Raw genomic sequence first — 13,154 nt, forward strand, 5'->3', positions numbered from 1 at the left:
GTGGAAGAGACCGTGAATCGGTTACAAGAACAAAAACATCGCTTCTCACTGTTGGTTAAGCAGATGGACCTGCCAACTGATTGGGTGGAGCGATTTTTTCTTGATGCACATATCGACAAATTGGAGCTGTATCGTCAAAACAAGGAATGGGTCTTTCATTTTACACTTCCTCGCTTGCTTCCGGCTGATGTTTTCAAGGCGTTTTCCGAGCGGCTCAAGCAAACGTTCTCGCATCTGGCTTCGGTGGACGCCCGTTTCCGTTATCACGAGCAGCCATCCGTAGAATTTGCCGTTCAGGAATATTGGGATGTACTGCTCGCAAATTTGGAGCAAAGCCTCAATTCGTTGGCAGTCACTCTGCGTACGGCGCGCAAGCAGGTAGAGCAGCAGGAAGTCAAAATTTACTTGCCGACGGAGATGGCCGTAGAGATGGCCAAACGCAAACGGGCCGATAGTGAATTGGCGTCGTCGTTTGAAAAAGCGACAAGCTGTGTTCCCCGTTTTGCCTTTATTGCAGAAGAAAGCGATGAGGCGTACAAGGCCTTTGTGGAACAGCGCGAAGAAGAAGAACGTGCGCTGGTCGAAGTGGTCATGAGTGCTGTCCAGCAGGAGAAGGACAGCAAGGGAAGCGACCAGACGGAAGCAATCACTACGTTGATGATCGGCTATGACATCAAGGATGCGCCGATTCCGATTTGCGAAATACAGGAAGAGGAACGCCGTGTCGTGATCCAAGGTACGGTGTTCAATGTTGAGGTCAAGGAGCTGCGTAGCGGCAGACATCTCCTGACGTTCAACGTAACAGACTACACAGACTCGTTGACCGTCAAAATCTTCTCGCGCGACAAAGAGGACGTCAAAATGCTGGAGGCGCTCAAGGACGGCATGTGGGTGAAGGTTCGCGGAAGCGTCCAGCACGATACGTTCCTGCGCGAATTGGTCATGATGGCCAATGACGTCAATCAAATCGAGCAGGTAAGCAGGAAAGATACTTCGCCGGAGAAAAGGGTGGAGCTGCACTGCCACACGCCGATGAGTGCGCTTGATGCCGTCGCATCGGTCAAATCTCTCATTTCAACTGCTGCCAAGTGGGGACACAAAGCGATTGCCGTAACGGATCACGGTGTTGTACAGTCCTTCCCGGAGGCATACAGCATTGCCAAAAAGAACAACATCAAATGCATTCTCGGCATGGAGGCGTATGTCGTAGAGGACGGTGTCGACATCATCTACAATTTGACGCCGGAGAGTGATTTGCCGATCGACGAAAAGACGGAGTATGTCGTATTTGATACCGAGACAACCGGGTTGAACGCAGCCGAACATACGATTATCGAGATCGCCGCCGTAAAAATGCGCGGTCTGGAAATTGTGGACAAATGGACAGAGCTGATTGATCCACAGTTGGAAATCGGGCCCAAAACGACAGAGATCACAGGGATTACCAACGAGATGCTGCGCGGAAAAGACACCCTGGAAGTTGTCCTTCCCCGCTTTAAAGAGTTTGCCGGCAATGCAGTGCTCGTCGCCCACAACGCGGAGTTTGACAAGAACTTTATCAATGCCTGCGCAAAGCGGATCGGCATGGAGCCGTGGAGCAATCCGTTTTTGGACACTCTGCCGCTGGCCCGCATGATGTATAAAGGGATGCGAAACTACCGCCTGGGTACGCTGGCAAAACGCTTCAACGTTGAATTGATCAACGCTCACCGCGCTTTGGACGATACTGTCGCATTGGCGCACGTGTTCCAGTATATGCTCAAAGATATGCGAGAAGCCGGGATTCAAAGCCTCATGGACCTCAACGAGCGGAGCAATGCCGAAGTCGATTACAAGAGCGGAAGACCGTTTCATGCAACCATTTTGGTCAAAAACAAAGCCGGGCTGAAAAACTTGTACAAGCTGGTCAGCAAATCCCATGTGGAAACCTTCTACCGGGTGCCGCGCATCCAGCGGAGCCAGCTCGTAAAATTCCGCGAAGGCTTGCTTATAGGGACCGCTTGCAAAGACGGCGAGCTGATGCAGTCGATTCTGCGCGGGAAATCGAGGGAAGAGTTGAAAGAAGTGGCAGCTTTTTACGATTACCTGGAACTGCAGCCCATCGCCCATTACGCGCCGCTGCTCAGAAATGAGGAAATTCCCTCGCTGGAAACGATGAAAGGCTATCACAAGATGATCGTGGAAATCGGGAAAGAGCTGGGAAAACCGGTGGTGGCGACCGGGGACGTTCATTTTCTCAACCCGCAGGATGATATTTTCCGGGATGTATTCTTGCTCTCGCAGGGCTCCCACGATGCCGGCAACCAGCCGCCGCTGTATTTGATGACGACCGATGAGATGCTGGAGGCTTTTCAATTCCTCGGGGAAGATATCGCCCGCGAAGTGGTCATCACCGCCCCGAATGAAATTGCCAACAGTATTGAAGAGGTCTCGCCGATCCCGGATTCGCTGTACACGCCGATCATCGAAGGGGCCGATGATGAGCTCCGTCAGATGTGCTATGACAAGGCCAAGAGACTGTACGGAGATCCGCTGCCTGAAATTGTTGAGAGTCGGCTGGAAAAAGAGCTGACGAGCATTATCAAGCACGGTTTTGGGGTCATTTACCTTATCTCGCAGCGACTCGTGACCAAATCGCTCTCTGACGGCTATCTCGTCGGATCACGTGGATCGGTCGGTTCATCCTTTGTTGCGACCATGTCCGACATTACCGAGGTAAATCCGCTGCCTCCGCATTACCGTTGCCCGGAGTGCAAGCACAGCGAGTTTATTACGGACGGTTCGATCGCTTCCGGTTTTGACCTGCCTGACAAGGAATGTCCCTCCTGCGGGCATAAGCTGGCAAAAGACGGACAGGACATCCCGTTTGAAACGTTTCTTGGCTTTAAGGGGGACAAGGTCCCCGATATTGACTTGAACTTTTCTGGCGAATACCAGCCGCGGGCGCACAAATACACGCAAGAGCTGTTCGGTGTGGACTATGTGTACCGTGCGGGTACGATCGGCACGGTTGCGGAAAAAACAGCGTACGGCTATGTCCGCAAATATGCGGACGAGCGAGGAATGACTCTCAGAAATGCAGAGATTGCGCGACTGGTAAACGGATGTACCGGGGTAAAACGGACGACCGGCCAGCACCCGGGAGGGATTATCGTCGTACCGTCCTATATGGAGATCGAGGATTTTTGCCCGATTCAGTTTCCGGCGGATGACAACGAGTCCGAGTGGAGAACGACGCATTTTGACTTCCACTCCATCCATGACAACCTGCTGAAGCTCGACATTCTTGGACACGATGACCCGACCGTTATTCGGATGCTTCAGGACTTGACCGGAATCGATCCAAAAACCATTCCGCTGGATGACAAAGCGACGATGTCGATTTTTAGCTCGACAGAAGCGTTGAATGTAACGCCGGAGCAGATTCGCACGAACATGGGGACACTCGGTATTCCGGAGTTCGGTACGAAGTTTGTCCGGCAGATGCTTGAGGATACGAAGCCGACGACCTTCGCCGAGCTTGTGCAGATTTCCGGTCTTTCACACGGAACCGACGTCTGGCTGAACAACGCCCAGGACCTGATTCGCAGCGGAACGTGCAGACTGCCGGAAGTTATTGGTTGCCGGGACGATATCATGGTTTATTTGATCTACAAAGGTCTTGAGCCATCCCGGGCCTTTAAAATCATGGAGTCGGTCCGTAAAGGAAAAGGGGTTCCCGAGGAAGATCAGGAAGAGATGCGCAAGAACAATGTGCCTGAATGGTATATTCAATCTTGTCAAAAGATCAAGTACATGTTCCCGAAAGCGCATGCGACCGCTTACGTCATGATGGCTGTCCGCATCGCCTATTTCAAGGTGCATCGCCCGCTTGAATTCTACGCGACGTACTTTACGGTACGCGCTGACGACTTCGACATTCCGTTGATGGTAAAAGGTTCCTCGGCGATTCGCCAAAAGATCGAAGAGATCGAGGGCAAAGGGCATGACGCACAGCCGAAAGAAAAGTCGCTCTTGACTGTTTTGGAGATGGCTCTCGAAATGGTAGAACGCGGTTTCAAATTTGCCAATGTGGACTTGTACCGCTCGGATGCCACCAAGTTCCTCATTGACGGCGACAAGCTGATCGCGCCTTTCAATGCCTTGCCTGGGCTTGGTACGAACGCCGCTATCGGGATCGTAAAAGCCAGAGAGGAAGGGGAGTTTCTGTCCAAAGAGGACCTGCTCACCCGCTCCCGCATTTCCAAAACCATTCTGGAATATTTGGAAGAACAAGGAGCGCTTCAGGGATTGCCAGAATCCAATCAGCTCTCCCTGTTCTAAAAAATAGGAGAGGGTTTGGCGACCTTCCCAATCCGGTTCGGACAGGTTTCATAGCCGCGGTTGTCAACAAAGGGCTGTTATGCTATAATTTTTTTGGAAATACTGGTTATTACGAACGCAGATCGAGAGTGGGGAAACCCACTCTTTCTTTCTGGCTGAACTTAATGCTTCATTTGACAAGGAGGTACTTGCTTGAGCAAGGTAACAGACATCGTCACCGACCTGGTAACTCCCATTCTCGACGAGCTGGGTCTGGAACTGGTTGACATCGAGTACAAAAAAGAAGGCAGCAACTGGTTTCTGCGCGTGTTCATCGACAATGAAACAGGAAGCATCGACATCGATGACTGCGGCCTTGTCAGCGAGCGGCTAAGCCAGCGGCTGGACGAAGTGGACCCGATCCCGACCGCATACTTCCTGGAAGTATCTTCACCGGGAGCAGAGCGTCCTCTGCGAAAAGAAAGCGATTTTCGCAAAGCTGTTGGCAGGCACGTACATATCACGACAAAGGAGCCGATCGAAGGCGAAAGCACTTTCGAAGGCGAGCTGATTTCCTTTGAAGATGGTAAGCTGACAGTGAAAGAGCAGAAAAAAACGCAAGTCATTGCACTGGAGCAAATTGACACAGCCCGAATGGCGATTGTCTTTTAATACTGTGGTCTGTGGGTAAAGGAGGAGGCAACGAAAATCATGAACGCCGATTTTATCGAGGCATTGGAAGCCATTGAGAGAGAAAAGGGAATCTCCAAAGATATACTGATTGAGGCAATTGAAGCTGCTCTCATTTCGGGATACAAACGAAATTTTAATTCTGCCCAAAACGTACGTGTCGACGTCAATCGTCACTCGGGGCAGGTTCGGGTTTTTGCGCGCAAAACCGTTGTGGAGGAAGTGCTTGACCCGCGCTTGGAGATTTCCTTGGAGGCATCACAGGAGATCGACCCCAATTTCCGCCTGGATGACATCGTCGAAATCGAGGTAACCCCGCGGGATTTTGGACGCATCGCTGCGCAAACGGCGAAGCAGGTGGTTACCCAACGCATCCGCGAAGCAGAGCGCGGCTTGATTTACAGCGAGTTCATCGAACGCGAAGACGACATCGTGACTGGTGTTGTGCAGCGTATGGACCAACGCAACTACTACATTGACCTGGGAAAAGCGGAAGCGGTCATGCCGATTACGGAAAAAATGCCGACTGACGATTTTAAATCCCAGGATCGGGTAAAGGCATACATTATCAAGGTAGAAAAGACCACAAAAGGACCGCAAATCGTCGTGTCCCGTACACATCCAGGTCTGCTCAAGCGTCTGTTCGAGCTGGAAGTGCCGGAAATCTACGACGGTGTGGTTGAGATCAAGTCGGTTGCCCGCGAGGCGGGAGACCGTTCCAAAATTGCCGTTCATTCCATCAATCCTGACGTCGATCCGGTCGGCGCTTGCGTAGGCCCGAAAGGTCTTCGCGTTCAGACAATCGTGAACGAATTGAAGGGCGAAAAAATTGATATTGTCCGCTGGTCGGAGGACCCGGCTGAATACGTGGCCAACTCGCTGAGCCCGGCAAAGGTGCTCCATGTAGAAGTGAACGCGGCGGAAAAAGTAACACGGGTGATCGTTCCTGATTATCAGCTTTCGCTTGCCATCGGAAAACGCGGACAAAACGCTCGTCTCGCCGCCAAACTGACTGGCTGGAAAATCGACATCAAGAGCGAATCTCAGGCAGACCAAGAAGGCATCGTCTATCCCAAAGCGGAGGAAGGCGATGAGGGGGCGGATTGGGTATAACCATGAAGCAAAAGAAAATCCCTTTGCGAAAGTGCATCGTTTGTCAGGAAATGTTTCCAAAAAAAGAACTGGTACGTGTCGTACGTACGCCGCAGGAAGAGATCATTATTGATCCGACCGGCAAGGCGGCAGGACGCGGGGCGTATGTTTGCCGTCAGGAGAGCTGCCTGAAGCCGGATACATTTGCAGCAGGTAAATGGAAAAAAGTGTTGGAACGAGCCCTCAACATGTCTGTCACCCAGGAACAGTACGATGCGTTTCGTGAAAAATGGCTGGAGATGATGGGACAATGATCCCCAAGGCAGCGCAAATGTTGGGATTGGCGATGCGGGCCCGCAAGGTCATTACCGGAGAAGGATTGGTCGTCGAGGCCGTTCGGAACGGAAAAGCCAAACTGGTGCTTCTCGCTGCCGATGCCTCTGCCAATACATCCAAAAAAGTGCAGGACAAGTGCGCCCATTATGGTGTGCCGTGTGTATCAGCAACAGACCGCTATGAGCTTGGCCGTGCAATCGGCAAGGATGAGCGTGTAACGATTGCCGTAACAGACGGAAAACTGGCGGAAAGTATACAGCGTCTGCTCACCTAATTCAGAAGGGGTGATCTCATGAAGACACGCGTGTATGAATATGCGAAGCAGCACAACATGAGCAGCAAGGAAATCCTCAATTTGCTAAAGAGATTAAATATAGAAGTTGCAAATCATATGAGTATCATGGACGAACCGATGGTCAAAAAGATTGAAGAGCATTTGGCCAAATTGCGTTCGGGAAGCGGGAAACAACAAGAGCAGCAACGTTCTTCCGGACAGCGGGAGGCAAAGCCCGCTAAGACGGAAGAGAAGAAACGGGATGAATCCAAAGGACAAACACAACGAACCGGACAGTCGAATCAACAGCAACAGCAGCATCGCCGCAATGACCGTCCGGGAAATCAAACTGGCAGCCGACCAGGTGGACAACGACCAGACCAATCACGTCCACAGCACGGAAAAAATCAGGGGAAGAATCAGGAGAGAAAACCAAACGATATGAGAAGTCAACCAGGGAAACCGCTTGATCGCAAACCAGTCAACCAGCAAGAGCCAACGGTGAACGAAAAAGATGATGTACGCACGGGCGAGGATTTTGAAGAAAAGGTAAATATCCCGAACAAGGTAAGCTTGGAAAAACGGGAAAAAATCAAAAAAGCCCCAGGACCAAAGAAAACCTTTGAAGACAACAAGAAGAGCCAGCCGTTCAAAGGCGGAAACAAACGCCAGGACAACCGCAGGCATGGCGGCCAGCGCGAACAGCAGCAACAGCGTCCTGTTCTCGAGCCACCTAGCAAAATTACGTTCACTGAATCTTTGACCGTAGGAGAGCTGGCGAAGAAGCTTCGCAAGGAACCGGCGGAAATCATCAAAAAGTTGTTTAATTTGGGCATCATGGCTACGATTAACCAGGATCTCGATCGCGATGCCATCGAATTGATCTGTTCGGAATACAATGTGGAAGTCGAAGAAAAAATCGTCATCGACGAAACCAACTTTGAAACGATCGAAGAAGTGGACAATCCGGCAGATATGGTGGAGCGTCCGCCGGTCGTTACGATCATGGGTCACGTTGACCACGGAAAAACGACACTGCTTGATGCCATCCGCTCCACGAACGTAGTGGCAGGCGAAGCAGGAGGCATCACGCAGCACATCGGTGCATATCAGGTCGAGATTAAAGGCAAGAAGATTACCTTCCTCGACACGCCTGGCCATGCAGCCTTTACGACCATGCGTGCGCGCGGTGCGCAAATTACGGACATTACCATTCTGGTAGTTGCTGCAGACGACGGCGTAAAACCGCAAACCATTGAAGCGATCAGTCATGCCAAGGCAGCAAAGGTTCCGATTATCGTCGCCGTGAACAAGGTCGACAAACCGGAAGCCAATATCGACCGAATCAAGCAAGAGCTGACCGAGTATGAGCTGGTAGCAGAAGAATGGGGCGGAGATACGATCTTTTCTCCAATTTCCGCTAAGCAGCGCCAAGGTATCGAAGAGCTGCTCGAGTACATTCTGCTCGTTTCCGAAGTGCAAGAGCTGAAGGCCAATCCAAACAAGCGGGCCCGCGGTACCGTCGTGGAAGCCGAACTGGATAAGGGACGCGGACCTGTAGCGACTGTCCTCGTTCAACACGGTACCCTGAAAGTCGGAGATCCGATTGTCGTCGGTTCCGCCTTTGGACGCGTTCGTGCCATGGTAAATGACAAAGGACGCCGCATGAAGGAAGCTGGACCGAGCACGCCTGTAGAAATTACCGGTCTGAACGACGTGCCGCAAGCCGGGGACCAGTTCATGGTCTTTGAAGATGAGAAAAAAGCGCGTGCAATCGGGGAAGCCCGTGCTTCCAAGCAGCGTGAATCCGAGCGCCGCGCAAACACTCGCGTATCTTTAGACGATCTGTTTCAGCACATTCAAGAGGGCGACATCAAGGAGCTCAACCTGATCGTCAAGGCTGACGTTCAAGGTTCTGTCGAGGCTCTTCGCGGCTCTCTGGAAAAAATCGATGTCAACGGAACGCGTGTAAAAATCATTCACACAGGCGTAGGTGCGATTACGGAATCCGATATTACGCTGGCAAATGCCTCCAATGCGATTGTGATCGGCTTCAACGTACGTCCGGAACCAAACGCGCGGAGCATGGCTGAGCAGGAGAGCATTGATATTCGACTGCATCGGGTTATTTACACCGTGATTGAAGAAATTGAACAAGCACTGAAAGGCATGCTGGACCCTGTCTATAAAGAGTCCATCATCGGCCAGGCAGAAATTCGCGAGGTATTTAAAGTGTCCAAAGTGGGCAACATCGCAGGCTGCTATGTTACAGAGGGCAAGCTGACCCGCGATGCCGGTGCTCGTCTGATCCGCGAAGGCGTCGTGATCTACGAAGGAAAGCTGGATACGCTGAAACGCTTCAAGGATGACGCCAAAGAAGTTGCCGCAGGCTACGAGTGCGGACTTACGCTGGAGCGCTACCATGACATCAAGGTTGGCGATGTGATCGAAGCCTTCGTCATGGAAGAAGTAAAACAATAATGATTGCGGGTGCGCGGATTCAATTGTTTCTGCCTGCCTGCCAAAATCTGAAAGAGAAAAGGGCCATTGTCAAAAGCGTTCTGGGAAAACTGCGGAGCAGATTCCATGTCTCCGCGGCAGAGCTGGCCTATCAGGAGCAGTGGCAGCGTGCCGAAATTGGTATCGCTGCCGTTGCCAATGAAATGTCCTTTTTGGCAAATCAGATGCGAGCGATGATACGGCTGGTGGAAAACCATCCCGGTGTGGAGTTGATCCAAGCCGATACGGAATACTACGAGTAGGAAGCCAGCGGAGGTGATAAATATGAACAAGACACGGATGAGCCGGGTTGGCGAAGAGATCAAAAAAGAGCTGAGCATCGTTTTGCAGCGCGGTTTGAAGGACCCTCGCATCGGGTTTGTGACCGTTACGGATGTAGAGGTGACAAGCGACCTGCAGCTTGCGAAAGTATACGTCAGCATTTTTGGCAGCGAAGAACAACGGAGAGACTCTCTGGCTGGGTTGCAAAAAGCGAAGGGCTACCTGCGCACAGAGATCGGAAGACGGGTAAAGCTCCGTCATATACCGGATTTTGTATTTAAATTGGATGAATCGATTGATTATGGCAGCAAAATTGAAACCATCCTGCGTGAAATCTCCACGGATGGAGAAAAAGGGGACAAACAGGATGAGTAATTACAACCGTTCCTTGGAGGAAGCGGTCAGCTTCATGAAGAAGCATGACCGTTTTCTGGTTCTTTCCCACGTCAATCCGGACGGGGACGCCACGGGCTCTGCGTTGGCCGTCGCCCAGATGCTGCGTGATCTCGGCAAAACCTTTGTAGTCATCAACGAAGGCGAGACACCGGCCAGATTTTCCTTTTTGCCCGGATTTGAACAGATTCGCAATGTATCGCAGTCACCGCTGGAGGAGTCTTTCTCGGCGGTGATTGCTGTCGATTGCGCGGACCGCTCTCGCATGGGCAATGTCGAGCATCTCTTTGCTCAGGATGTGCAACTGTTAAACATCGATCATCATCCGACCAACGACGAATTCGGCACATGCAATGTGATCCGGACCGATGCCGCTGCGACTGCGGAAATCCTGTACGATCTGGCTGTAGCCGGCCATTTGCCGTTTCAAGCGGATTTGGCGCTATGCCTCTATACCGGCCTCTTGACCGATACAGGGGGATTTCGCTATTCCAACACCACGCCGCATGTGATGGAGAGTGCCGCCAGTCTGCTCAAATATGGCGTTAATCCGGGCGAGGTCGCTGAGCGTTGCCTCGAAGTGATTACACTCGGGCATGTGAACATTTTGCGCCAAGCGTTGGGCAGTCTGAAGCTGTCATTCCAGAACCAGGTTGCCTCTGTTTGCGTCAGCAGACAGGATCTGGCCGAGGCGAATGCCGACCGCGAAGACGCAGGCGGCCTTGTGAATTACTGCCGCAACATCGAGGGTGTCGAAGTCGGCATTTCCTTCGTGGAAGCGGAGCCGAATGTGGTCAAGGTGAGCTTGCGGGCGCGCAGCTACGTCAATGTAGCCGAGATAGCCAAGCAGCTCGGTGGAGGAGGCCACGCCAAAGCGGCGGGATGTACGCTTCACGGATCATTGGACGAGGTTCGCGATCGAGTCTTGGCCCTGCTGGGGGAAGTCATGGGAGTGAAGGACAATGAGTAAGGTCCACGGTGTCGTGGTGATCGATAAACCGGCTGGCATGACCTCCCATGACTGTGTGGCACGGGTACGCCGGATGTTTGGAACCAAGAAAGTCGGGCATACGGGTACACTGGACCCGGAAGTGACCGGTGTCTTGCCGATTTGTATCGGTAATGCGACGCGGCTGGTGGAGTATTTGCAGGAGCTGCCGAAACGCTATGACGTCATCATGCGGCTCGGCTCCTCGACAACGACCGAGGATGCTGGCGGTGAAATAGTCGAGCACAAGCAGGTCGACCCGCATGACGTTACACAGCAGAAAATCGAGGAAGCGTTCCGGCAGTTTTTGGGTGAAATCGAGCAGATCCCGCCGATGTACTCCGCTGTAAAGGTAAACGGGAAACGTCTGTACGACCTTGCACGCGAAGGAATTGTGATTGAACGGAACGCGAGGAAGGTAACCATTTACGAGCTGGATTTTCACCAGGTAAAAACGGACGGCGAGTTTGTGGACGTTTCCTTTTCCTGCACATGCTCAAAAGGAACGTATGTCCGCACTTTATGTGTTGACCTTGGGCGTGCTCTGGGGTATCCTGCCCATATGAAGCAGTTGCGGCGAGTCAAAAGCGGTCCGTTTTTGGAAAAGGAAGCGATACCGCTTGAGCGGCTGGAAGAAGCAGTCCAGACAGGTGAGGATATAACGAAGCACGTTATTCCGATCTCCCATGCGCTGTCGTTCCTACCGCGGTATGAAATCGCCCCCGACCGAAAAAAAGCGGTGCTGAACGGACTGTCGACCGCTCTCCCGGGTCTTGCGGCTAAAGAAGGTACGCTGATCTGTCTTTTTTCGGGAGAACAGCTTCTGGGAATCCATCGCGTCTGCCTTGGACCCAAGGGCCTTTTTGCAAAGGCTGAAAAAGTCTTTCCTCCTGAGGTGTAACCGTGAAAACGATATCCTTGACTTATCCTTTGCCAAAAGATTTGCTACCTGTCCCCTGCGCGGTCGCTCTGGGGTATTTTGACGGTGTACATATCGGTCACAGGCGGGTAATCCAGAAAGCGATTGACACAGCCAAGGCAAATGGATGGAAAAGCGCTGTGATGACATTCGATCCGCATCCGCGGGAAGTGCTGGGACAAACCGGGTACAGCCAGTATCTTACCCCCCTCCCGGAAAAGCTGGAGCAGCTCGAGAAGATGGGCGTCGACCTGGCGTACGTCATTCGCTTTGACATTTCCTTCGCGGCTGTCTATCCCGAGGACTTTATCGAAGAATGCTTGCTGCCATTGGGGTGCCGTCATGTCGTTGTCGGCTTTGACTACACATTCGGTCACCGGGGGATGGGAACGGCCCAGACTCTGCAGGAGCTTGCCAGGGGCAGATACGGCGTAGACATCGTTGGCCCGGTCAACCGCCTAGGCGAAAAAGTTAGCAGTACGGTCATTCGCGAATACCTGCACCATGGAGATGTGGAACAGACCCGGCACTTGCTGGGACGTCCTTACAAAATCAGCGGAGAAGTGGTACACGGGGATAAACGCGGGCGTACCATCGGTTTTCCGACGGCGAACGTACGCGTCTCAAGTCCTTATCTGATCGGCAAGAACGGAGTGTACGGTGTCCGGTTTACCGTTGGCGGACAAGTATATCAAGGTGTCATGAATGTCGGGATCAAGCCGACATTTGAATTGGAGAAGAAAGAAAAATCGTTGGAAGTGCACATTTTTGACTTCAAACGCGAAATCTACGGGGAAAAAGTAGAAGTAGAATTTTTGTTCTTCATTCGGGATGAACAAAAATTCTCTGGGGTTGAAGCCCTGATCGCGCAAATCCAGCAGGATGTACAGGTCGCCAAGGAAAAATTCGCTGAGGGAAATGCATGATTCGTCTTTGCTTTTAGCGGGCCTGTATGCTATAATTCATAACGTTGCAGAAAAACCGCAGCTTGGTTGTCCGATTCTCACCGACGGCAAACTCGGCTGACGGGGATAAAATGTAGGAGGTGAGTCAAGATGGCATTGTCTCAAGAACGTAAAGCACAGCTGATCCAAGAGTTCCGCACTCATGAAAATGACACCGGTTCTCCGGAAGTTCAGATCGCTATCCTGACAGAAAACATTAACAATCTGAACGAGCATTTGCGTACGCACAAAAAAGATCACCACAGCCGTCGTGGTCTTTTGAAAATGGTAGGTCAACGCCGCAACCTGTTGGGCTACCTGCGCGAGCTGGATGTTACACGTTATCGCGAACTGATCAATCGTCTTGGTCTGCGTCGCTAGTTCGTATCAGGAGAAAAAAGCGGGTTCATCCCGCTTTTTCTATTATCTAAAACC

General features: G+C 51.9%; 12 protein-coding genes. All 12 read left to right on the forward strand.

Annotation, left to right across the window (positions count from 1 at the left end; translation table 11 throughout):
- The first annotated feature begins 12 nt into the window (after positions 1-12).
- The 12 genes from V5G20_RS12405 to rpsO all read left to right on the forward strand — a co-directional run bounded on the left by V5G20_RS12405 (position 13) and on the right by rpsO (position 13,100).
- A complete protein-coding gene (locus V5G20_RS12405) occupies positions 13-4,323 on the forward strand; it encodes a PolC-type DNA polymerase III (RefSeq protein WP_327970469.1) in 4,311 nt (1,436 codons plus the stop codon).
- A gap of 192 nt (positions 4,324-4,515) precedes the next feature.
- On the forward strand, positions 4,516-4,974 hold the full coding sequence (rimP, locus tag V5G20_RS12410; RefSeq protein WP_003385847.1) for a ribosome maturation factor RimP: 459 nt from the start codon (positions 4,516-4,518) through the stop codon (positions 4,972-4,974).
- Positions 4,975-5,013: 39 nt separating this feature from the next.
- Positions 5,014-6,105: a transcription termination factor NusA gene (nusA, locus tag V5G20_RS12415; RefSeq protein ID WP_003385846.1), complete on the forward strand. Its 1,092-nt coding sequence runs from the start codon at positions 5,014-5,016 to the stop codon at positions 6,103-6,105.
- Positions 6,106-6,107: 2 nt separating this feature from the next.
- Positions 6,108-6,398, forward strand: coding sequence for an RNase P modulator RnpM (gene rnpM, locus V5G20_RS12420; RefSeq protein WP_003385845.1), 291 nt, complete (start codon positions 6,108-6,110; stop codon positions 6,396-6,398).
- Positions 6,395-6,694, forward strand: coding sequence for a YlxQ family RNA-binding protein (locus tag V5G20_RS12425; RefSeq protein WP_003385844.1), 300 nt, complete (start codon positions 6,395-6,397; stop codon positions 6,692-6,694). Before rnpM ends, V5G20_RS12425 begins: the two co-directional genes overlap by 4 nt.
- Positions 6,695-6,712: 18 nt before the next feature.
- The gene (gene infB / locus V5G20_RS12430) at positions 6,713-9,175 is read left to right on the forward strand and encodes a translation initiation factor IF-2 (protein ID WP_003385843.1); all 2,463 of its coding nucleotides are present in this window, start codon (positions 6,713-6,715) and stop codon (positions 9,173-9,175) included.
- Positions 9,175-9,456 carry a DUF503 domain-containing protein gene (locus tag V5G20_RS12435; RefSeq protein ID WP_171506804.1) on the forward strand — a complete coding sequence of 94 codons (282 nt, stop codon included), beginning with the start codon at positions 9,175-9,177 and terminating at the stop codon, positions 9,454-9,456. Before infB ends, V5G20_RS12435 begins: the two co-directional genes overlap by 1 nt.
- A 22-nt stretch (positions 9,457-9,478) precedes the next feature.
- Positions 9,479-9,850 (forward strand): 30S ribosome-binding factor RbfA, encoded by a 372-nt coding sequence (gene rbfA / locus V5G20_RS12440; protein WP_003385841.1) that lies wholly within the window; start codon positions 9,479-9,481, stop codon positions 9,848-9,850.
- Positions 9,843-10,838, forward strand: coding sequence for a DHH family phosphoesterase (locus V5G20_RS12445; protein ID WP_031932903.1), 996 nt, complete (start codon positions 9,843-9,845; stop codon positions 10,836-10,838). Before rbfA ends, V5G20_RS12445 begins: the two co-directional genes overlap by 8 nt.
- Positions 10,831-11,757, forward strand: a complete 927-nt coding sequence (truB, locus tag V5G20_RS12450) for a tRNA pseudouridine(55) synthase TruB (protein ID WP_003385838.1) — start codon at positions 10,831-10,833, stop codon at positions 11,755-11,757. The genes V5G20_RS12445 and truB overlap by 8 nt, the downstream gene beginning before the upstream one ends.
- Before the next feature lie 2 nt (positions 11,758-11,759).
- Entirely contained in the window at positions 11,760-12,701 is a 942-nt protein-coding gene (locus tag V5G20_RS12455; protein ID WP_003385836.1) for a bifunctional riboflavin kinase/FAD synthetase, read from the forward strand.
- Between the two features lie 129 nt (positions 12,702-12,830).
- Complete coding sequence (rpsO, locus tag V5G20_RS12460) at positions 12,831-13,100, forward strand: 30S ribosomal protein S15 (RefSeq protein ID WP_003385834.1); 270 nt, start codon at positions 12,831-12,833, stop codon at positions 13,098-13,100.
- The last annotated feature ends 54 nt before the right edge of the window (positions 13,101-13,154 follow it).

The sequence above is a fragment of the Brevibacillus borstelensis genome (genome assembly GCF_036700025.1).
Classification (GTDB): domain Bacteria; phylum Bacillota; class Bacilli; order Brevibacillales; family Brevibacillaceae; genus Brevibacillus; species Brevibacillus borstelensis.

What these genes read in the sequence shown, in the direction of transcription:
- rpsO (WP_003385834.1), top strand. Translation starts at nt 12,831, where the DNA reads ATGGCATTGTCTCAAGAACGTAAAGCACAGCTGATCCAAGAGTTCCGC.
- V5G20_RS12445 (WP_031932903.1), top strand. Translation starts at nt 9,843, where the DNA reads ATGAGTAATTACAACCGTTCCTTGGAGGAAGCGGTCAGCTTCATGAAG.
- rnpM (WP_003385845.1), top strand. Translation starts at nt 6,108, where the DNA reads ATGAAGCAAAAGAAAATCCCTTTGCGAAAGTGCATCGTTTGTCAGGAA.
- rbfA (WP_003385841.1), top strand. Translation starts at nt 9,479, where the DNA reads ATGAACAAGACACGGATGAGCCGGGTTGGCGAAGAGATCAAAAAAGAG.
- infB (WP_003385843.1), top strand. Translation starts at nt 6,713, where the DNA reads ATGAAGACACGCGTGTATGAATATGCGAAGCAGCACAACATGAGCAGC.
- nusA (WP_003385846.1), top strand. Translation starts at nt 5,014, where the DNA reads ATGAACGCCGATTTTATCGAGGCATTGGAAGCCATTGAGAGAGAAAAG.
- truB (WP_003385838.1), top strand. Translation starts at nt 10,831, where the DNA reads ATGAGTAAGGTCCACGGTGTCGTGGTGATCGATAAACCGGCTGGCATG.
- V5G20_RS12425 (WP_003385844.1), top strand. Translation starts at nt 6,395, where the DNA reads ATGATCCCCAAGGCAGCGCAAATGTTGGGATTGGCGATGCGGGCCCGC.
- V5G20_RS12435 (WP_171506804.1), top strand. Translation starts at nt 9,175, where the DNA reads ATGATTGCGGGTGCGCGGATTCAATTGTTTCTGCCTGCCTGCCAAAAT.